Source organism: Actinomadura rubteroloni (assembly GCF_002911665.1).
GTDB lineage: Bacteria > Actinomycetota > Actinomycetes > Streptosporangiales > Streptosporangiaceae > Spirillospora > Spirillospora rubteroloni.
The window spans coordinates 1,936,805-1,955,216 of sequence record NZ_MTBP01000001.1 but is presented as its reverse complement, the minus strand read 5'-3'; the positions used below and the strand labels follow the sequence as shown (position 1 = coordinate 1,955,216).

Here is an 18,412-nt window from a genome sequence, read left to right as displayed (position 1 = left end):
AGCACCGGTGGATCAATCTAGAAATAGACTCGCCTATGTGAGCGATCGGAAGAGCAATGGGTCCTTGGACCTCGGCTGGCTTCGCTCGTTCCTGGCCGTCTACCGGACGGGATCGGTGACCACTGCGGCCCGGCTCGTCGGGTTGTCCCAGCCCACGGTGACGACACAGATCAAGGCGCTTGAAGACCGCCTCGGTCGCGTCCTGTTCCAGCGCCTCCCGCGCGGGATGGCTCCGACCCCGCCCGCGCACGACCTCGCCGCCCGGCTCGCCGGGCCGATGGACGAACTCGAGGCCGTCGTCGGGAACGGTCCGGCGGAGCGGCCGGTGCCGGAGCCGCCCGTCCATCTGGGCGGCCCCGCAGACGCCGTGGCCGCGCTCGTTCTGCCCGCGCTCGCGCCGCTGATCGAGCGCGGCGTCCGGCTGCGCGTCACCACGGGCCTCGCCGACGACCTGCTGACCGCCTTGCGCGCGGGCACCTGCGACGTCGTCGTCTCCGCCGTCCGGCCGCGCGGCCGGACGCTGCTCGCCCGGCCGCTCATGGACGAGGAGTTCGTCCTCGTCGCCGCTCCGGACCGTGCCGCGCTGTTGGACCTCGGCGGGCTCGTCGCCCACGGACCCGCCGCGCTCGACGGCGTGCCCCTGGTCTCCTACGCCGAGGACCTGCCCATCCTGCGCCGCTACTGGCGGCACGTCTTCGGCATCCGGCTGAACGCCGAGCCCGCCGTGGTGGTCCCGGATCTGCGCGCCGTGATCGCGGCCGTCGCGGCGGGCGCCGGGGTGAGCGTCCTGCCGCGCTATCTCTGTGCCGCGCACCTGGACGCGGGGACGCTCGTCACGCTGCTGGACCCCGACGACCCGCCCATCAACACGGCCTTCCTCGTTGAACGCGCCGGAGCACCGGACCGTCCGCACATTGCGCTCGTCCGCGACGTTCTCATCGAGGCGGCGCGGTCATGGTGACACCTGCCCCGTGGGCCGACGGTTGACCGCTATCCAGCGTGCGTCGCGGGTAAGGCGGGGCGTCGTCCATGCACCTTGGCACGTGGTGGCTGGGCCTGAGCTGCGCGGCATCTCGGGCTGACCGCGAGCCAGCCATGGCACACGTTTGGTCACGTCGCGCCGATTCACTGAGCGGCCGACCGCCTCACTGCGCAGGTTGACCGCGCCGAATCCTCAAGATGTTGTCCGGACGGGTCGCCGGCTGCCCGTCAGGGCCGGTCAGCTCCTGCACCACGGTCTCGTCCACCTCCACCTGCCAGTCTTCGTCCGGCAGAGCGAGGGCTGCCAGGACTTCGCCGGTCGTCGGGAAGTGCAGCGCCGGGTCGTGGTCGGTGTCCCAGGACGGCCGTCCGGCGTGCCCGGCGACGAGAAGGTGTCCGCCGGGCGCCACCGCTGCGGCGGCTCGCCGCAGGATCTGTTCGCGCGGCATCTCGACCGGCGAGTGCAGGAACTGGGCCGACACCAGGTCGTAGGCGCCCTCGGGGAAGCTGACCGCCAGGTCGTGGCGCTGCCATGCGATCCGGTCGCCGACGCCCGCCGCCGCGGCGTCCCGGGCGGCCCGCTTCAGGGCGGTGGCCGACACGTCGACGGCGGTGACCGTCCAGCCTTGGCGCGCGAGCCAGATCGCATCGGCTCCTTCTCCACAGCCGAGGTCCAGCGCCGTCCCGGGCGCGAGCGCGGTCCCCTCCCGGACGAGTATTCCGTTCGGGTTTCCGCTGAAGATCTGGTCCTCGCGGCCGTAGAAGCCCTCCCAGAACTCTTCGGCCGATGCGCCGGGCTCCGCATGCAACATGGTTCTCTTCCTCTCGACGAGCAGTCGCCCCAGGATGAGCCGACACAGGCAGGTTCAGCCAACTTTGTTGCAGGAACGGCAAACGGCTCGCGCCGAGACGGCGGAGCGGTCGCTCTCCTCGGTCGAAGCGACGAACCCGGCCTGCCCGGCGTCTGTCGGCCCGAAAGATCGCTGCCGAGATGGGACCGGCGGGGGGCAGAGCCTCCTCCGATTCGGGCGCCGCTTCGCGGACGTTCCGGCGCTTCGTCGCAGTGCGGTGGCGTCATAGCTCGGCGCCGATCCCCGAACGGGGGTAGCCGTGGCGACCCATCACGGGCTAGAACCACGGCAAGCGCTCGTCTTCAGAACCATCCCGTAAGCAGGTGACAGCAGTGATCACACCGTTGAGCCCGTTGGCCTTCCTCGCTCGTTCTGCCGAGGTGTTCGGTGACAAGACTGCGATTGTCTCCGCCGAACGCCGTCTCACCTACCGGGCGTTCGCCGCCGAGGCGACTCGCGTCGCCCACGCCTTGCGCGCGTCCGGCATCGAGCCGGGCGACAGGGTCGCCTACCTGTCGCCGAACCTGCCCGAGTTGCTGATCGCGCACTTCGCCGTGCCGCTGGCCGGAGCGGTTCTCGTGGCCGTCAACACCCGCCTCTCACCGGAAGAGATCGCGTACATCCTGGACCACTCGGGCAGCAGGCTCATGGTCGTCCACGAGACGCTGGTGGACCGGCTGATTCCCGCCGAGGGACGGACCACCGTTGTCATCGGCACCGCGCGGGAGGGTGCGCTGAGCTATGACGACCTGCTCGCGCGCGGTTCCGATGAGCCTCTGCCCTGGTCGGTCGACGACGAGAACGCCACGATTTCCATCAACTACACGTCCGGGACGACCGCACGGCCTAAGGGCGTCGAGTACACGCATCGCGGCGCTTACCTGAACGCGCTCGGCGAGATCATCCACTCCTCGCACTCGCCCGAAAGCGTCTACCTCTGGACGCTGCCGATGTTCCACTGCAACGGCTGGTGCACGACCTGGGCCGTGACGGCGATCGGCGGCACGCACGTCTGCCTGCCGAGCGTGGACGGCACGGAGATCTGGCGGCTGATCGACGCGGAGGGCGTCACGCACCTCAACGCCGCTCCCACGGTGCTCGTCACGATCGCCAACGCCGAGCAGGCGCACCCGCTGACGCGTCCGCTGGTCGCAACCACCGCCGGCGCGCCGCCCAGTCCGACGATTATTGGGGAGATGCGGCGGCTCGGCGTCCGCGTCGTCCACCTCTACGGCCTGACGGAGACCTACGGTCCGTACGCGGTGTGCGAACCGCAGGCGGGCTGGCCCGCCGACGGTCCCGAGCGCGCCCGCCTCACCGCGCGGCAGGGCGTCGGGATGCTACAGACCGACGGGCTGCGGGTCGTGGACGAGTCCATGACCGACGTGCCTCGCGACGGCGCCACGATGGGTGAGATCGTCATGCGCGGCAACAACGTCATGGCGGGCTACTTCGCCGATCCGGACGCCACCGAGCGCGCCTTCCGGGGCGGCTGGTTCCACTCGGGCGACCTCGGAGTCGTCCACCCCGACGGCTATGTCGAGCTGCGCGACCGCGCCAAGGACGTCATCATTTCCGGCGGCGAGAACATCTCCACCGTCGAGGTCGAGCAGGCCGTGGCGAGCCATCCGGCCGTTCTGGAGACCGCGGTCGTGGGCGTGCCCGACGAGCGCTGGGGCGAACGGCCGAAGGCGTTCGTCATCCTGCGGGTGGGTGCATCAGCGACGGAGGCGGACATCGTCGCGCACGTCCGCGCGCATCTGGCCGGGTTCAAGGCTCCCGACCGCGTGGAGTTCGTGACGGAGTTGCCGAAGACCTCGACCGGAAAGATCCAGAAGTTCGTGCTCAAGAACAAGGAGTGGGCGGGGAGCGATCGTCGTATTCAAGGCTGAACCACAGCGCGAGGTGCGATGTCGCCGACTGATGGACACGACCTCGCCGTCCGTATCGCGTTGCGTAGGACGCTGATTCTCACGCGTCCGGCGTCCGCGCGCCGCGGCGGGCCGTAAGGCGGCGCGCGGTGCCGTCGGGCGGTGATCGCGGCTAGCCGTGTTGGCCTTGCGGAGCGACCCGCTCCCCACGTCCGCCGACTCGTGTCCGCGCGCTGAGCCGCCGGGCTTCATGTGGTCTTGCCCGCTGATGGACGCGGTGTGGTCTGGCCACGCCCGGGTTGAGCGACGCGGCCGTGTCGGGTCCTCCGACGTCCCATCTGCCGATGTCCTGTCCGCCAGATCCAGTGCACCCGAGTTCGTGCACTTGGCGCTGTTAACCGACATCCCATCCGCCGGGGTTGGCTCCGGCAGATGGCGCGCCCACTGACAACGATGTCCAGCGCCGTCACGCCCGCTGTTCTTGGTCGTGCGGGCACCCCGACTGCGCGCCGTGTCCGGTGGCAGTCGGGGTGGTGGCGAGGTCAGCTCGGGTCGTAGGCGAGGTTGGGACGGAGCAGGCGCTCGGCATCGGCCGGTTCGATGCCGCGCCGGTCGGCGTAGTCGCGGAGCTGGTCCTCGTTGATGCGGCCCACGGTGAAGTACCGCGAGGACGGGTGGGCGAAGATCAGTCCGCTGACGCTGGCGGCGGGCGACATCGCGTAGTTCTCGGTCAGCCCCATGTCGAGCCGCTTGGCGTCGAGCAGATCGAACAGTTCCTGCTTCAGGCTGTGGTCGGGGCTCGCCGGGTAGCCGAGAGCCGGGCGGATGCCGCGGAAGCGCTCGGCGTGCAGGTCTTCGAGGGCCGGGTCGGCGCCGGGCTCGAACCAGTCCCGCCGGGCGGCCAGGTGGATGTACTCGGCAAACGCCTCGGCGAGCCGGTCCGCCAGTGCCTTCACCATGATCGCGCGGTAGTCGTCGCCCTGGGCCTCGAAGGACGCGGCGAGTTCGTCCGCACCGTGGACGGCGACGGCGAATCCACCGAGGTGGTCGCCGGCCGGAGCGACGTAGTCCGCGAGGCACCGGTTGGGCCGGCCTTCGGGCTTCTTGGTCTGCTGGCGCAGCATGGGGAACCGCACGGCGTCGTCGTCGAGCACGATGTCGTCGCCGTCTGCGTGGGCAGGCCAGAAACCGTAGGAGCCGACCGCCCGGAAGTGACCCGCGGCGATGATCTCGTCCAGCAGCGTGTTGGCGTCGTCGAACAGTTCGCGCGCGACGGGCTGGTCGAGGATCGCCGGGTACTTGCCCTTCAACTCCCACGCCAGGAACAGGAACTGCCAGTCGATCATCTCGCGGAGCGCGGTCAGGTCCGGCTCGATGATGCGCGTGCCGGTGAACGCGGGCGTCGGCAGGTCGTCGAACGGGACCGTCTCGCGGTTGTCGCGCGCCTGCTCGAGCGTCAGCAACGGCGTACCGCGACGGTTGGCGTGCTGCTCGCGCAGGCGTTCCTGCTCGTCGCGGTTGCGCACCGCCAGTTCCTCGGCCTGCTCGGGGTTGAGCAGGTCCGACACGACTCCGACGACCCGGGACGCGTCGAGCACGTGCACGCACGTCCCGTCGTAGGCCGGGGCGACGCGGACCGCCGTGTGCTGGCGCGAGGTCGTCGCACCGCCGATCAGCAGCGGGAGCCGCAGTCCGCGGCGCTGCATCTCCTCGGCGACGGACACCATCTCGTCCAGCGACGGCGTGATCAGCCCGGACAGCCCGACCGCGTCCGCGCCCTCGGCGACGGCCGTGTCGAGGATGGTCGCGGCCGGCACCATCACGCCGAGGTCGATGACCTCGTAGTTGTTGCAGCCGAGCACGACGCCGACGATGTTCTTGCCGATGTCGTGCACGTCGCCCTTGACGGTCGCCAGGACGACCTTGCCCGCGCCGCGCGAGTTCTCGACCCGTCCCGCGCGCAGCGCCTCTTCCTTCTCGGCCTCCATGAAGGGCTCCAGGTAGGCGACGGAGCGCTTCATCACGCGAGCGCTCTTGACCACCTGCGGGAGGAACATCTTGCCCGAGCCGAACAGGTCGCCCACGATCTTCATGCCGTCCATGAGCGGCCCCTCGATCACCTCCAGGGGCCGGGCCTTCTTCAGCCGCGCCTCTTCGGTGTCGGCCTCGATGAAGTCCACGATGCCGTGGACGAGCGCGTGGCTGAGCCGCTCCTCCACGGGCGCCTCGCGCCACGACAGGTCCACGACGCGTTGCGTTCCGGATCCGCTGACCGTTCCGGCGAACGTGACGAGCCGGTCCGTGGCGTCCTCGCGCCGGTCGAAGAGCACGTCCTCGATGAGTTCGAGCAGGTCGGCGGGGATGTCCTGGTAGACGGCGAGCTGGCCCGCGTTGACGATGCCCATGTCCAGCCCGGCGCCCACGGCGTGGAAGAGGAACGCCGAGTTCATCGCCTCGCGGACGACGTCGTTGCCGCGGAACGCGAACGACAGGTTGGAGATGCCGCCGCTGATGCGCACCCCCGGGCACCGCTCCTTGATGCGTGGCAGCGCGTCCAGGAACGCTTTGGCGTAGCCGTTGTGCTCGCTCATCCCAGTGGCGACCGCGAGGACGTTCGGGTCGAAGATGATGTCCTCGGCGGGGAAGCCCGCCTGCGACGTCAGCAGGTCGTAGGCGCGCCCGCAGATCTCGACCTTGCGGTCGGCGGTGTCGGCCTGCCCCTGCTCATCGAACGCCATGACGACGACGCCCGCGCCGTAGTCGCGAATGCGCCGCGCCTGGGCGAGGAACGGCTCCTCGCCCTCCTTCAGGCTGATGGAGTTGACGACGCCCTTGCCCTGGACGCAGCGCAGCCCCGCCTCCAGCACGCTCCACCGTGAACTGTCGATCACGACGGGGATGCGGGCCACCTCGGGCTCGGTCGCGATGAGGTTCAGGAACGTGACCATCTCGCGCTCGCTGTCGAGCAGGTCGGCGTCCATGTTGACGTCGAGGAGGTTCGCGCCGCCCCGCACCTGCTCCAGCGCGACGTCCACGGCCGCCTGGTGGTCGCCCGCCTCGATGAGCCGGCGGAACCGGGCGGAGCCGGTGACGTTGGTCCGCTCGCCGATCATGACGAAGCCGGTGTCGGCGCCGATCTCCAGCGGTTCCAGGCCGCTGAACCGGGTGAGCGACGCCGGGGCCGCGACGGTCCGCGGCGCCACGTCCGTCACGGCCGCGGCGATCCGCGCGATGTGGTCGGGCGTCGTCCCGCAGCAGCCGCCGACGACGTTGACCATGCCGGACTCGGCGAACTCGCCGAGCAGCCGTCCGGTCTCGTCCGGCTGCTGCGCGTAACCGCCGAACGCGTCGGGCAGGCCAGCGTTGGGGTGACAGGCGACGTAGGTGCCCGCGAGGCGGGACAGTTCAGCGACGTGCGGACGCATCTCCACCGCGCCGAGCGAGCAGTTCACGCCGACCACCAGCGGGTCGGCGTGCTCGATCGACCGCCAGAACGCCTCGACGGTCTGGCCGGACAGGGTGCGCCCGCTCAGGTCGACGATCGTCACCGAGATCCACAGCGGGAGGTGTGGGGCGACGTCGCGCGCCGCGGCGATGGCGGCCTTGGCGTTGAGCGTGTCGAAGATCGTCTCGACGAGCAGCAGGTCGACGCCGCCGTCGGCGAGCGCCTGGATCTGCTCGGCATAGGCCGCGTAGACCTCGTCCCACGTCACCGCACGGAACGCCGGGTCCTCGACCTTCGGGGACAGCGACAGCGTGACGTTCAGGGGACCGACCGAGCCGGCCACGAAACGTCCGCCGGCCTCGTCCGCCGCCTGCCGCGCGAGCCGGGCCGCCGCCAGGTTCATCTCGCGCGCCCAGCCGTCCAGCCCGTAGTCGGCCTGGCCGATGCTCGTCGCTGTGAAGGTGTTGGTGGTGGTGATGTCCGCGCCGGCCGCGAGGTACTGCCGGTGGACGTCCAGAATGACGTCCGGCCGGGTGATGTTGAGCAGGTCGGGGTCGCCCGTCACGTCCCGCGGATGGTCGGCGAGGCGTTCGTCGCGGTAGTCGGCCGGGGTGAGTCCGGCGGTCTGGAGCATCGTGCCCCACGCGCCGTCGAGCACGGCGATGCGCCGATCGAACAGGTCCCGCAGCGCGTTCGACTTCTCGGAATTCACCAGACGCCTCCCTGACTGGGAGGCGCCCTTTTTCCGATGCGAGCGAGGCCGAGCGTGGCGGGCTTGGGCCCGTTGCAGCGCCTCTCGGACTCGTCTACGACGATACCGCGTGCGGCGCGACGACCGAAACCCGACGTGTCTTTCGCAGGCGGCCACCGGGCGACGCCGTTCGCGTGGTGGAGGCAGCGGGTAGTGCGCGCCAAGAGTGTTTCGGCATGTCTCGGACCTTGGGTCGTCGGTGCGGGGATCGCCACCGGTCCGCTGTAAGCCGCCGGGGTGATTCTCGGGCTCCGGCGGGCCGGAACCGGCCTCGGCGACGCCGATCTGATCGTCGGTACGTCCATCGGCTCGTTCATCGCCGCGTTCACCGCGTTCGGCGGCGACCTGTCCGTCCCGTCCACGATCGGGCGCGAGAAGCGGCCGATGCCGGAGATCACAGCCGGGCAGTTCACCTGCATCTTCGATGTGCCGTCCGACGTTGAGTCCCCGACGGCCGAGCGGCGGCGGAAGGCTCTGGACGCCGACACGGCTGCGGCGGCACGCCAGCTCGACGCCGCCCTCGTCCGCCTGCTGACGGACGGGCGGCCGGGACCAGGCGTTGCTGGTGCCCGCCGTCCGGATCGACGATGGTGAACGTGCGGTGTGGCGGCGCGGAACGTTCCGTTGCCCGACGCGTTGCGGGCGGGCGCCGCGCGGGATGGAGTTCGTCAACGTCGTCGCCATCGCCCCGAGCGACGACGACGTCCGCGAGCACGCGCCCGCCGCCCGGATGCGGACCCACTACGAGAGCCGGGACGAGCGGCTCACCCGGTTCCTCGGCTACTCCGATGACCGGGTCGCCGCGTGGGCGCTGAACCACCGGACACCGTTCCCGGCCTGGCACCACGGCCACGTCGCGCTTCTCGGTGACTCCTGCCACGCGATACTCCCCTACGTCCCGCAGGGCGCGTCACAGTCGATCGAGGACGGGCTGGTCCTCGCCGAGCAGATCGCCAAGGCCGTCCGGGGCGAGCTGACGGTGGCCGACGCGCTCGCGGGAAACAGCGACCGCTGTGCTGCGCACGCTGGCGTGCTACAGACCGGCGCGCTCAACAACCGCGCTCTTCCGCCTACCCGACGGTCCCGCTCAGCGGCGGCGCGACGACGCGTTCCGGCGGCACCACCGCGAGTCGGACGTGTCGTTCGGCTGGCTCTACGACGGCAACCCGCTCGAGGAGGACCCGTGCCGCTGGCCACCTGACCACCGGGTTCGCTTCTCGCGCCGTCAGCAGGTGCGGGCTCCGGCTTGCTGCGGCCGCACGTGGTGGGGCTGGTCACGGCGTTCCACCTTTCGTCGGCGACGCGACGGCCGGTTCTTCCGTGACCATCCCGCGCCAGGCCGTCCGTACCGGACGGCAGCGGAAAACGAGCCGCACCAATAGGCCGTCCCCACGCATGTCCCCCGCTGCGACTTCTCAGTCTGGTCACGGCCAGGCTGGTCGGCGCACCGCTTGGCCCGGCGGCGCAACCCGGCGCGCTCGCCGACGCCGCGCCTGGTTCGGTCGGTCGCCTTGTGCGCCGCGCCGGGCGACATCGCGTCCTACCGTCCCGTCGCCTCGGCCTTGATGCGCTCGAACTGCTCGCCCATCCGGGCGGCGAGCGCGGTGGCGGCCTTGAGCGGACGGACCATGACCTTGAAGTCGATGATCTTGCCGTTGTCGTCGTAGGTGAGGAAGTCACAGCCGTTGATCTCCAGGCCGTCCACGGTGGCCTGGAACTCGCAGGCATGGTGCCGGCCCTCGCGGATCTCGCGTACGTAGCGGAAGTCCTCGAAGAGGCGGACGACTCCCCGCAGGATCGCGGCCGTGATCGCTTTGCCCTGGTACGGCCGGAAAGCCACGGGACTCGTGAACACCACGTCCTCGGCGAGCATCGCTTCGATCGCGTCGATGTCCTGAGCAAGCACGGCCTCAGTGAAGGTCGTCATGTCTTGCGCCTCCTAGTCAATATGTCTTGCGCCTCCTAGTCAATTAGTTGACTAACCTGCGGCCGAGCGTAGAACTCGGGTCGTCCACTGTCCAGAGAAGTGATTAATCAACTTTTCGACTAGGTAGGGCCCGATGGCTAGGCTTGGCGGCATGGCGCTGCGGAACGCGATCCTCGCGACGCTCCTGGAGGGGGAGTCGTCCGGCTACGACCTGGCCAAAGTCTTCGACTCCTCGGTCGCCAACTTCTGGACTGCGACACCGCAGCAGCTCTACCGCGAGCTGGACCGGATGGAGGGCCAGGGGCTGGTCGCGGCCCGCGTGGTCGAGCAGGAACGCCGGCCCAACAAGCGGCTGTTCTCGATCACCGAGGCGGGCCGCGCCGCGCTGGCCGAGTTCACGGCCCGCGCGCCGAAGCCGACCGCCGTCCGAGACGAGCTGCTCGTCCAGGTGCAGGCGGTCGAGCACGGCGACGCGGCGGCGGTGCGGGAGGCCGTTCGGAAGAAGCAGTCCGTCGCTGAGCGGAAGCTGAAGCGCTACGAGCGGTTGCGCGACCATCTCCTCGCGGGCCGGACTGAGGCGGACTACCTCGCCGCGGCGGGTCGCGTCGGCCACTACCTGACGCTCGCGCGCGGCATCGCGTTCGAGCAGGAGAACATCCGTTGGTGCGAGTACGTCCTCGGCGTACTCGCACAGCGCGACCCCACTTCTTGACCCGCGCCGGGACGGCCGCAGGCCACACCCGAACCGCCCAGTCGGGCTAAGGCTTCACAGGCCGAGCCCAGGGCTCGACAGGCTCAGCCGAGGCGCACGCCTCTTCGGGAGCGGCGCGGGCGGAGTGCACCCGGCGAGGCGCCGACGAGTCGCACGTCCCCCGCCGGGCGGCCGTGGCGACTGGGCTTCTCCACTCTTGCCTTCGAACAACGATGCAAGCATCCTTAATGACAGGACTACCGTCTCGAAATTCAGGAGCAACGATGAGTGGTGCGATGACGGCCGTCCGCATCTACGAGCACGGCGGGCCCGAGGTGTTGAAGGTCGAGCAGGTCCCGATCCCCGATCCGGCTCCCGGGGAGGTGCTCGTCCGGGTCCGGGCCACCTCGGTCAACTGGTGGGACGCCGGTTTCCGCAAAGGCGTCGTCCGGCCCCGGCCCGGTGTGGCGTCGCTGCCGCTGCCGTTCCAGCTCGGCCGCGAGGCGGCGGGTGAGGTCGCCGCTGTCGGCGATGGCGTGACGTCCTTCGCCGTCGGCGACCGCGTCGTGGTGATGACTTGCCCAGCATGCGGCCAGTGCACCGCATGCCGACGCGGCGACGACAACCTGTGCGAGAACACCGAACTGCCCGGCCACCAGCGATTCGGCGGCTACGCCGAGTACGTGACCGCGCCCGAGCACGGCCTGCTGAGGGCGCCGGACGGCGTGGAGTTCGAGACGCTCGCCTGCGTCCTGTGGTCCTACGGGACGGTCCTGCACATGGTCAACGCGCGTGCCCGCGTCCAACCTGGCGACACGGTCCTCGTCACCGGGGCGTCGGGTGGCATGGGCACGGCCGGGCTCCAGCTCGCGCGGATGGCCGGGGCACGGCTGATCATCGGCCTCACCGGAACGCCGGACAAGGCCCAAGCGGTGCTGGACGCGGGCGCGGACGTCGTCGTCAACTACAAGGACACCGACGCCGTCGCGCAGATACGAGCGCACACCGGCGGCACCGGGGTCGACGTCGTTCTGGACAACGTCGGCGGGCCGATGGTCCCGCTGGCGATCGAGGCGGCGCGGCTCGGCGGGCGCATCGTGCTCTCGGCGATCATGGGGGGCCGGACCGTCGAGCTGCACATCAACGACATCTTCTCCAAGCATCTCGACGTCCTCGGCACGCGCGCGTCCACCCGGCGAGAGCAGGAACTCGTCCTGGACTTCGTGGCGCGCGGGCAGATCGCTCCCGTGATCGGCGCGCGCTACCCGCTGTCTGAGGCCGCCGCCGCGCACGCCGCCTTGGACGCGGGCGCCCACGTCGGCAAGATCATGCTGGTGCCGTGAACGCCCGCGGTGCCGGGTCCCCTACTCCGGTGCCGGGGCGAGCGTGCGGGGCAGCAACGTGACCACGGCCGCGCCCAGCACGGCCGGGATCATGAACGCGACGAACCCTGCGCGCGGTGAGACGACCAGCGCGGTGGCCGCCGACACGTAAGACGGGCCGACGATCGCGCCCAGCCGTCCGACGCCGAGGCCGACGCCGAGCGCGGTGCCGCGCAGGTGCGGCCGGTAGAACGCCGACATGCACGCGATGATCATGTTCTGGCAGCCCAGCGAACCGAGTCCGGCCAGCGCCGACACCACCAGCAGGACGGGCCGGGGCTGGTTGGAGCTGAGCGCGAGCAGCGCCACCGCGGCGAGCGCGAACGTCCCGGCCGTGACGGCCTTCAGATGCCCGCGGTCGGCGAGTAGCGCGACCAGCAGCCCGCCGAGGCTCGCTCCAATGGTGAACGCGGTCAGGAACTCCAGCGACGAGCCGAGGTTGTAGCCGTTCTTCATCATGACCGTCGGGAGCCACGCCGTCGTGCTGTAGACGAGCGCCATGCTCATGAACGTGGCGATCCAAAGCAGGACGGTCCCGCGCGCGGTCGTGCGCGTGAACAGTTCAGCGGCCTGCGCCGCGACGGGCACTTGCGCGGACGGGCGCAGCGCCCCGGACGGCACCATCCGCCAGATCAGCGGGATCAGCACGACGGGTAGGACACCGATCCAGAACAGTGTCTGGAACGGGCTGCCGGGCAGCAGGATCCGGCCGAGGAGCGCCGAGGCGGTCCCGCCGACGCCGATCGAGCCCAGGGCGACCGCGAGATGGAGCGTGCGGCGCCCGGCCGGGGCCGTATCGGCGACGAGCGCCGACACGAGCGGCGCGAGCGCGCCGATCCCGATGCCGGTGCAGAACCGCGCGGCGCCGAGCTGGACGAGGTCGGACGCGAGCGCGGCGCCCAGCATCGACAGTGAGATCCACGCCGCGGCGACGGTCATCGGCAGGCGGCGGCCCCGGCGGTCGGCCGCCCAGCCCGCGAGAACGGAGCCGAACGGCATGCCGAGCGCCGTCACGCTGCCGAGCGTCCCGAGGGTGGACGGCGACGCGCCCCAGGACCGGTCGTGCAGCAGGCTCGGCCCGATCGTGCCGAGCGCGAAGAGGTCGTAGCCGTCCACGAGCAGGACGAGGCACGCCAGGACGAGTACACCCGCCTGCCGCCGCCGCGTCGCGGGACGGGTGAGGGTCGCGGTCACGGAGACCTCCTTGGGCGAGGCCCCGCTTCGGAACTGGGTGGGCGAAGCGGGGCCGGGACGAGAGCGGCTACTCCGGATGACCGATCGCGCGGCGCAGGATCTGCCGCGCGGTGCCCGGCGTCCCGGCGGCCCAGGCGACGTGCTGGTCGGGCCGGACGAGCGCGAGGCCCGCCGACGGATGGTGGAGCAGTTCCAGCGGGACGCCCTCGTCGTCCGCGACCTTCGCGAACTCCGCGACCTCCGGCCGCCCCATGTCTCCGACCAGCGTAAATTCCCGGCCGAGCCGGTCGAACAGGGACTCCCCCGCGCTGAGCCACGCGTGCGCGAGCCGTCCGCCGGCCGGTCCGGCGACCAGCGGCGAGCCCTGGTAGGTGTAGCCGAGGACGAGGTCGAGGCTGTGGAACTCGCCGTCCTTGGACGTCTGCACGGCGCGGGCGACGGCGGGGCGGGCGGCGGCGAACTCGGCGTCCGTGCCGGTCAGGCGCGGGTCGGCCAGTTCGGGCGCCAGCGTCGCCATGTTGCGGGCGGCCTCGTCGATCGTCCGCGCGGCGATCGGCCTGCGTTCGGCCTCGTAGCTCGCGAGCAGCGCGGCGGGCGCCCAGCCGTTCCGGACGGCGGCGAGCTTCCAGCCGAGGTTGACCGCGTCGCCGATCCCGGTGTTGAAGCCGTGCCCGCCCCACGGTGGGTTCAGGTGCGCGGCATCGCCCGCGAGGAAGACGCGGCGCGTCCCGTACCGTTGGGCGAGCAGCATCTTGGCCGTCCACGGGTCGGTCGCGACGATCTCGGCGTCGATGTCGTCGCCGACCAGAGCGCGAACGAACCTCAGCGGGTCCGCCTCTCCTTCCTCTCGGGTGACGCCCTGCGCGATGCACCACCACAGGTCGTTCAAGTCGAGCCGTCCGACGAGGCCGGGCTGTTCCGCGTTGAGCACCCAGTAGTGGACGGCCGGTCCGTGCGGGACGCGGTCGGCGAGGCCGGGCGCACGGAACACGATGTTGAAGTTGGGCCGCTCGTCCGCACTGCCCTCGTAGACGACGCCGATGGCCGCGCGGACCTTGCTCCAGGCTCCGTCCGCGCCGACGACGTAGTCCGCGCGGATCTCGCGCGCCGCACCGTCGGGCCCGGACAGGACGGCCGTGACGCCGTCCGCGTCCTCGGCGAGCGAGACCAGGGACCAGCCCGTCTCCAACCGCGCGTGCGGGGACGCGGCGATCGTCTCGCGCAGTACCTGCTCGATCGCGGGCTGGCCGATCTGCTGCCCCGGCTCGGCGGCCCGGTCGTCGCCGGCCAGGTCGAGGCCGAAGCAGCCGTGGAACCTGGTGATCTCCCGGCCGAGCAGCGCGGTGGCGAACACGGCCTGGTCGGACCAGGAGACGGGCAGTGCCGCCCGCGCCCGGACCCGGTCGGCGATCCCCCACCGGCGGAACAGCTCCATCGTGCGCGCCGACGTCGTCTTGGCGCGGGGCCGCAGCCACGACACTTCCGCGCGCGGCTCGACGACCAGCGCGGGGACCCCGTGGTGGGCCAGTTCCAGCGCCGTCGCCATGCCCACCGGCCCGCCACCGGCCACCAGGACCGGAACGTGCTCGTTCATGCTTCTCCACTCGTCGTCTGTGGCCGTGCCGACGCGCCTTGAACCGCCACGGGCGCGGCGGTGGCGGCCAGCAGCTCGTCCACGGTGACGCCGGGCGCGGTCTCGACCAGTGCGAAGCCGTCCGCCGTGACGTCCAGGACGCCGAGGTCGGTGATGATCCGGTGCACGCACGCCCGTCCGGTGAGCGGCAGGGAGCACTCGGCCACGACCTTGGGATTCCCCGCGCGGTCCCGGTGCTCCATCAGGACGATGACCCGCCGGGCGCCGTGGACCAGGTCCATCGCCCCGCCCATGCCTTTGATCATCTTTCCGGGAACGGTCCAGTTCGCCAGGTCCCCGCCCGCCGAGACCTGCATCCCGCCGAGGACGGCCGTGTCGATGTGGCCGCCGCGGATCATCCCGAACGACAGCGCGGAGTCGAAGAAGGACGCGCCCGGCAGGACGGTCACGGTCTCCTTGCCCGCGTTGATCAGGTCCGGGTCGACCTCGGTCTCGCCGGGGTAGGGGCCGGTGCCGAGGATCCCGTTCTCGGAGTGCAGCACGACCTCCACGCCGGACGGAAGGTGGCCGGGAACGAGCGTCGGCAGGCCGATGCCGAGGTTGACGTAGGTGCCGTCGGCCAGCTCGGCGGCGGCGCGGGCCGCCATTTCCTCGCGCGTCCAGGGCATCAGGACGTCCTCCCGGCGACCGTGCGGCGTTCGATGGGCTTGTCCGCCGCCTGCTCGGGAGTGAGCGGCAGCACGCGCTGCACGAAGACGCCCGGCAGGTGGACCTCGTCGGGGTCGAGCGCGTCCACGAAGTGCTCGACCTCGGCGATCGTGACGCGCCCGGCCATCCCCGCGACCGGGTTGAAGTTGCGCGCCGACCGGGCGAACGCCAGGTTCCCGTACCGGTCGCCGCGCTCGGCGCGGACCAGCGCGAAGTCGCACACGATGGCGGTCTCCAGGACGTGGTCGCGGCCGTCGAACACGCGGACCTCCTTGGGCGGGGACGCGACGGCGACCGATCCGTCCGGCCCGTACCGCCAGGGCAGTCCGCCGTCGCCGATCTGGGTGCCGACGCCAGCGGGCGTGTAGAACGCCGGGACGCCGACGCCGCCCGCGCGGAGCCGTTCGGCGAGCGTCCCCTGCGGGACGAGTTCCACTTCGAGTTCCCCGGCGAGGTACTGGCGGGCGAACTCCTTGTTCTCCCCCACGTAGGAGCCGGTCACGCGGGCGATACGGCCCGCCCCGAGCAGGGTCCCGAGCCCGCGATCGTCCACGCCGCAGTTGTTCGACACCACGCGCAGATCCGCGGCGCCCGACGCGTGCACGGCCCGGATCAGCGTCTCGGGGATGCCGCACAGCCCGAACCCGCCGACCGCGAGGCTCGCGCCGTCGCCGATGTCCGCGACCGCCTCGGCGGCCGATCCGATCGTCTTGTCCATCGTCATCGGCTGTGCGCCCCGGTCATCAGCGCGGCCAGGTCGTCGGGGCGCAGGAAGGACGGCGGGGGCGGCGGACCCCAGTTGAACAGGCCTTTGGCGCCCTCCAGGACCTCGGGCGTCCAGAGCTGGTCCTCCAGGATCGTGTCCATGTCGGAGTAGTACTCGGCGAAGTTGCCCGCCGGGTCCTTGAGGTACCAGAAGAAGTTCGACCCGGCGTGGTGGCGGCCCAGCCCCCACACGTGCCGCTCGGGGTGGCCGTCGAGCATCGCCGAGGCGCCGCGTCCCACGTCGTCGATGTCGTCCACCTGCCAGGACGTGTGGTGCAGGAAGCCGACGGGCGCGGCGAGCACCAGCAGGTTGTGGTGGTCGGTGGAGCAGCGCAGGAAGACGCCCGCGTCCTTGATCTGGTCGCTCGTCCTGAACCCGAGGCCGTCGCGGAAGAACACGGTCGTGGCCGCGAAGTCGGTCGTGCCGACGACGGCGTGGCCGAGCTTGCGCGGCCGGACCGGGTCCGTCCGGAGAATGCCCGGGGCCCGTACGCCCGCACGCTCGATGCGGCCCGGCCCGTTGTACCGGGTCGCGGGAATCTCCGGCTGGACGTTGCGGGGCTCGACGTCCAGGACGGCCCGGACTCCGGTGGCCTCCTCGCGGGCCGTGAGCGTGCGGTCGTCCGACGTCACGGCGACGCCGAGACCGCGCAGGCGCGCGGCGGCGCGGTCGAGGTCGTCGCGGTCGTCCACGCCGACGCGGAGTTCGACCAGGCGGCGGGTCGCGGCCGGGACGACGCGGAGCTGGTCCCCGCCGTCGCGCGTCGCGAACCAGCCGTTGTCACCGGCGGCCAGGCCGAACTCGGCGTAGTACCCGGCGGTCTCCGCGACGTTCGGTACCCCGATGGTGATGGAACTGAGGCGGTGCAGAGCCATCGTTCCTCCTGTCAGGCCGTGACGAACGTCTGGCGGAGTTCGCCGATGCCCGCGACATGGCTGACGAGTTCGTCGCCGGGCGCCAGCCAGCGCTGCGGGCTGCGGCCCAGGCCAACTCCGGCGGGGGTGCCGGTGAACAGCAGGTCGCCGGGCAGCAGCGTCACGATCGCCGACAGCCGCGCGATCAGCGTCGGGATCGGGAAGATGAGGTCGCGGGTGCGGCCCTTCTGGACCTCCTCGCCGTTGATCGCGGCGCCGAGTTCCAGGTCGTCGCGGTCGGCGAACTCGTCGGGGGTGACGACCCACGGCCCGGTCGGCGCGAAGCCGGGGAACGACTTGCCGAGGCTGAACTGCGGGGCCGGACCGGCGAGCTGGGAGACGCGCTCGCTGATGTCCTGTCCGACGGTCAGGCCGGCGATGTGGTCCCACGCCCGGTCCTCGGCGACGTTGGACGCGGTCTTCCCGATGACGGCGACCAGTTCGACCTCCCAGTCGGTGTGACCGTCCGGGGGCAGCGTGACCTCGGTGACCGGTCCCGACAGCGACGTCACGAACTTGGTGAACACCGGGGGCAGGCCCTCGGGCGCCGAGAAGCCCGACTCGGCGGCGTGGTCGCGGTAGTTGAGGCCGACCGCCACGATCTGGCGCGGCGCGGGCACCGGCGCGGCGAGCGCGGCCTGATCGAACTCCGCGCCGCGCGGCAGCTCGGCGGTCGCCGCCCACCGCGTGAAGGCGTCCCAGTCGGTGTAGACGGCCTGGGGATCGGAGCCGAAGCGCCCTCCGCTGGCGTGCTCCACATCCACCGCCCGTCCCTGGTCGACCAGGACGAGACGGCCGGCGAGGTTGGCGATGCGCATCCCTGACTCCAATCAAGCATGATGAATAGGTTGATTGTGCGCGCGACCTCGGGTAGACGTCAAGAGCTCGTCCAGTAATCGTCATATTGAATGAGTTGGTTAGCTCCAGCCAGGGCGTCACACGTCGGCGGACCCCGGCGACCGGCCGTCCCGGCGCCCCTGGATGCGCCGAACGGGCGACCGTCGCCGAGGCCCGGCCCGCGACAGCCGAACAAGGGACCGCGGTGCACGTCGCCCGCCGATAACGCCGACCACGGGCGCCCAGTGCGCCACTCAGCCCGGACGCGCACGCAAGCATTGCGACGAGCTGTCATTGCAGCGGCCTACGCGAGCCGGCCGGACTCAGTCACACTCCGCACCTGGCCGCTTTCGCAGCCCCCTGAAACACCGCGAGTAGCACACGACCTCGCGGCCTCCCATCGTCGAACACGGCCGATCCATGCCCGCGACACAACCCCGACCAGATGAGTCTTGTTTTTCAGGACAGCATACACGACATGCAGGACTCCTGTCATCGCA

The 18,412-nt window shown here is 71.1% G+C and carries 15 protein-coding genes; 6 read left to right on the top strand and 9 right to left on the bottom strand.

The genetic code is table 11. The annotated features are described in order from the left end of the window. Window positions 1-37: 37 nt before the first annotated feature. A complete protein-coding gene (locus tag BTM25_RS08660; protein ID WP_103562171.1) occupies window positions 38-961 on the top strand; it encodes a LysR family transcriptional regulator in 924 nt (307 codons plus the stop codon). A 184-nt stretch (window positions 962-1,145) separates the two neighbouring features. Here the strand turns inward: BTM25_RS08660 and BTM25_RS08655 are convergent, their stop codons facing one another. After that, window positions 1,146-1,793 (bottom strand): class I SAM-dependent methyltransferase, encoded by a 648-nt coding sequence (locus BTM25_RS08655; protein WP_103562170.1) that lies wholly within the window; start codon window positions 1,791-1,793, stop codon window positions 1,146-1,148. Window positions 1,794-2,164: 371 nt separating this feature from the next. Between BTM25_RS08655 and BTM25_RS08650 the strand changes: the two genes are divergently transcribed. Further along, a complete protein-coding gene (locus tag BTM25_RS08650; protein WP_205648000.1) occupies window positions 2,165-3,724 on the top strand; it encodes an acyl--CoA ligase family protein in 1,560 nt (519 codons plus the stop codon). Between the two features lie 521 nt (window positions 3,725-4,245). Here the strand turns inward: BTM25_RS08650 and metH are convergent. Next, window positions 4,246-7,860 (bottom strand): methionine synthase, encoded by a 3,615-nt coding sequence (gene metH / locus BTM25_RS08645; RefSeq protein ID WP_103562168.1) that lies wholly within the window; start codon window positions 7,858-7,860, stop codon window positions 4,246-4,248. 276 nt (window positions 7,861-8,136) lie between these two features. Between metH and BTM25_RS08640 the strand changes: the two genes are divergently transcribed. Together BTM25_RS08640 and BTM25_RS08635 are read left to right on the top strand one after the other, a co-directional pair. Beyond that, the gene (locus BTM25_RS08640; protein WP_103562167.1) at window positions 8,137-8,493 is read left to right on the top strand and encodes a hypothetical protein; all 357 of its coding nucleotides are present in this window, start codon (window positions 8,137-8,139) and stop codon (window positions 8,491-8,493) included. A 64-nt stretch (window positions 8,494-8,557) separates the two neighbouring features. Next, window positions 8,558-9,100 carry an FAD-dependent oxidoreductase gene (locus BTM25_RS08635; protein ID WP_103562166.1) on the top strand — a complete coding sequence of 181 codons (543 nt, stop codon included), beginning with the start codon at window positions 8,558-8,560 and terminating at the stop codon, window positions 9,098-9,100. A gap of 339 nt (window positions 9,101-9,439) precedes the next feature. Here BTM25_RS08635 and BTM25_RS08630 read toward each other — a convergent pair whose 3' ends face one another. Further along, window positions 9,440-9,826 (bottom strand): nuclear transport factor 2 family protein, encoded by a 387-nt coding sequence (locus BTM25_RS08630; RefSeq protein ID WP_103562165.1) that lies wholly within the window; start codon window positions 9,824-9,826, stop codon window positions 9,440-9,442. Between the two features lie 151 nt (window positions 9,827-9,977). On the opposite strand from BTM25_RS08630, the gene BTM25_RS08625 reads away from it, so the two are divergent. Both BTM25_RS08625 and BTM25_RS08620 read left to right on the top strand, forming a co-directional pair. Then, complete coding sequence (locus tag BTM25_RS08625; RefSeq protein WP_103562164.1) at window positions 9,978-10,538, top strand: PadR family transcriptional regulator; 561 nt, start codon at window positions 9,978-9,980, stop codon at window positions 10,536-10,538. Window positions 10,539-10,801: 263 nt separating this feature from the next. Then, window positions 10,802-11,860: a quinone oxidoreductase family protein gene (locus tag BTM25_RS08620; RefSeq protein WP_168212062.1), complete on the top strand. Its 1,059-nt coding sequence runs from the start codon at window positions 10,802-10,804 to the stop codon at window positions 11,858-11,860. A gap of 21 nt (window positions 11,861-11,881) precedes the next feature. Here the strand turns inward: BTM25_RS08620 and BTM25_RS08615 are convergent, their stop codons facing one another. The 6 genes from BTM25_RS08615 to BTM25_RS08590 form a co-directional block, all read right to left on the bottom strand. Further along, a complete protein-coding gene (locus BTM25_RS08615) occupies window positions 11,882-13,093 on the bottom strand; it encodes an MFS transporter (protein WP_168212061.1) in 1,212 nt (403 codons plus the stop codon). 67 nt (window positions 13,094-13,160) lie between these two features. Next, a complete protein-coding gene (locus BTM25_RS08610; RefSeq protein ID WP_103562161.1) occupies window positions 13,161-14,687 on the bottom strand; it encodes an FAD-dependent monooxygenase in 1,527 nt (508 codons plus the stop codon). Then, window positions 14,684-15,355 carry a 3-oxoacid CoA-transferase subunit B gene (locus BTM25_RS08605; RefSeq protein ID WP_103562160.1) on the bottom strand — a complete coding sequence of 224 codons (672 nt, stop codon included), beginning with the start codon at window positions 15,353-15,355 and terminating at the stop codon, window positions 14,684-14,686. Before BTM25_RS08605 ends, BTM25_RS08610 begins: the two co-directional genes overlap by 4 nt. Then, window positions 15,355-16,119 (bottom strand): CoA transferase subunit A, encoded by a 765-nt coding sequence (locus BTM25_RS08600; protein ID WP_235828300.1) that lies wholly within the window; start codon window positions 16,117-16,119, stop codon window positions 15,355-15,357. The genes BTM25_RS08605 and BTM25_RS08600 overlap by 1 nt, the downstream gene beginning before the upstream one ends. Continuing rightward, the gene (locus tag BTM25_RS08595) at window positions 16,116-17,036 is read right to left on the bottom strand and encodes a VOC family protein (protein ID WP_103562158.1); all 921 of its coding nucleotides are present in this window, start codon (window positions 17,034-17,036) and stop codon (window positions 16,116-16,118) included. The genes BTM25_RS08600 and BTM25_RS08595 overlap by 4 nt, the downstream gene beginning before the upstream one ends. A gap of 11 nt (window positions 17,037-17,047) precedes the next feature. Beyond that, window positions 17,048-17,893 (bottom strand): fumarylacetoacetate hydrolase family protein, encoded by an 846-nt coding sequence (locus tag BTM25_RS08590; RefSeq protein ID WP_103562157.1) that lies wholly within the window; start codon window positions 17,891-17,893, stop codon window positions 17,048-17,050. Window positions 17,894-18,412: the final 519 nt, after the last annotated feature.

What these genes read in the sequence shown, in the direction of transcription:
- BTM25_RS08655 (WP_103562170.1), bottom strand. Translation starts at nt 1,793, where the DNA reads ATGTTGCATGCGGAGCCCGGCGCATCGGCCGAAGAGTTCTGGGAGGGC.
- BTM25_RS08635 (WP_103562166.1), top strand. Translation starts at nt 8,558, where the DNA reads ATGGAGTTCGTCAACGTCGTCGCCATCGCCCCGAGCGACGACGACGTC.
- BTM25_RS08630 (WP_103562165.1), bottom strand. Translation starts at nt 9,826, where the DNA reads ATGACGACCTTCACTGAGGCCGTGCTTGCTCAGGACATCGACGCGATC.
- BTM25_RS08625 (WP_103562164.1), top strand. Translation starts at nt 9,978, where the DNA reads ATGGCGCTGCGGAACGCGATCCTCGCGACGCTCCTGGAGGGGGAGTCG.
- BTM25_RS08620 (WP_168212062.1), top strand. Translation starts at nt 10,802, where the DNA reads ATGAGTGGTGCGATGACGGCCGTCCGCATCTACGAGCACGGCGGGCCC.
- BTM25_RS08610 (WP_103562161.1), bottom strand. Translation starts at nt 14,687, where the DNA reads ATGAACGAGCACGTTCCGGTCCTGGTGGCCGGTGGCGGGCCGGTGGGC.
- BTM25_RS08605 (WP_103562160.1), bottom strand. Translation starts at nt 15,355, where the DNA reads ATGCCCTGGACGCGCGAGGAAATGGCGGCCCGCGCCGCCGCCGAGCTG.
- BTM25_RS08600 (WP_235828300.1), bottom strand. Translation starts at nt 16,119, where the DNA reads ATGACGATGGACAAGACGATCGGATCGGCCGCCGAGGCGGTCGCGGAC.
- BTM25_RS08595 (WP_103562158.1), bottom strand. Translation starts at nt 17,036, where the DNA reads ATGGCTCTGCACCGCCTCAGTTCCATCACCATCGGGGTACCGAACGTC.
- BTM25_RS08590 (WP_103562157.1), bottom strand. Translation starts at nt 17,893, where the DNA reads ATGCGCATCGCCAACCTCGCCGGCCGTCTCGTCCTGGTCGACCAGGGA.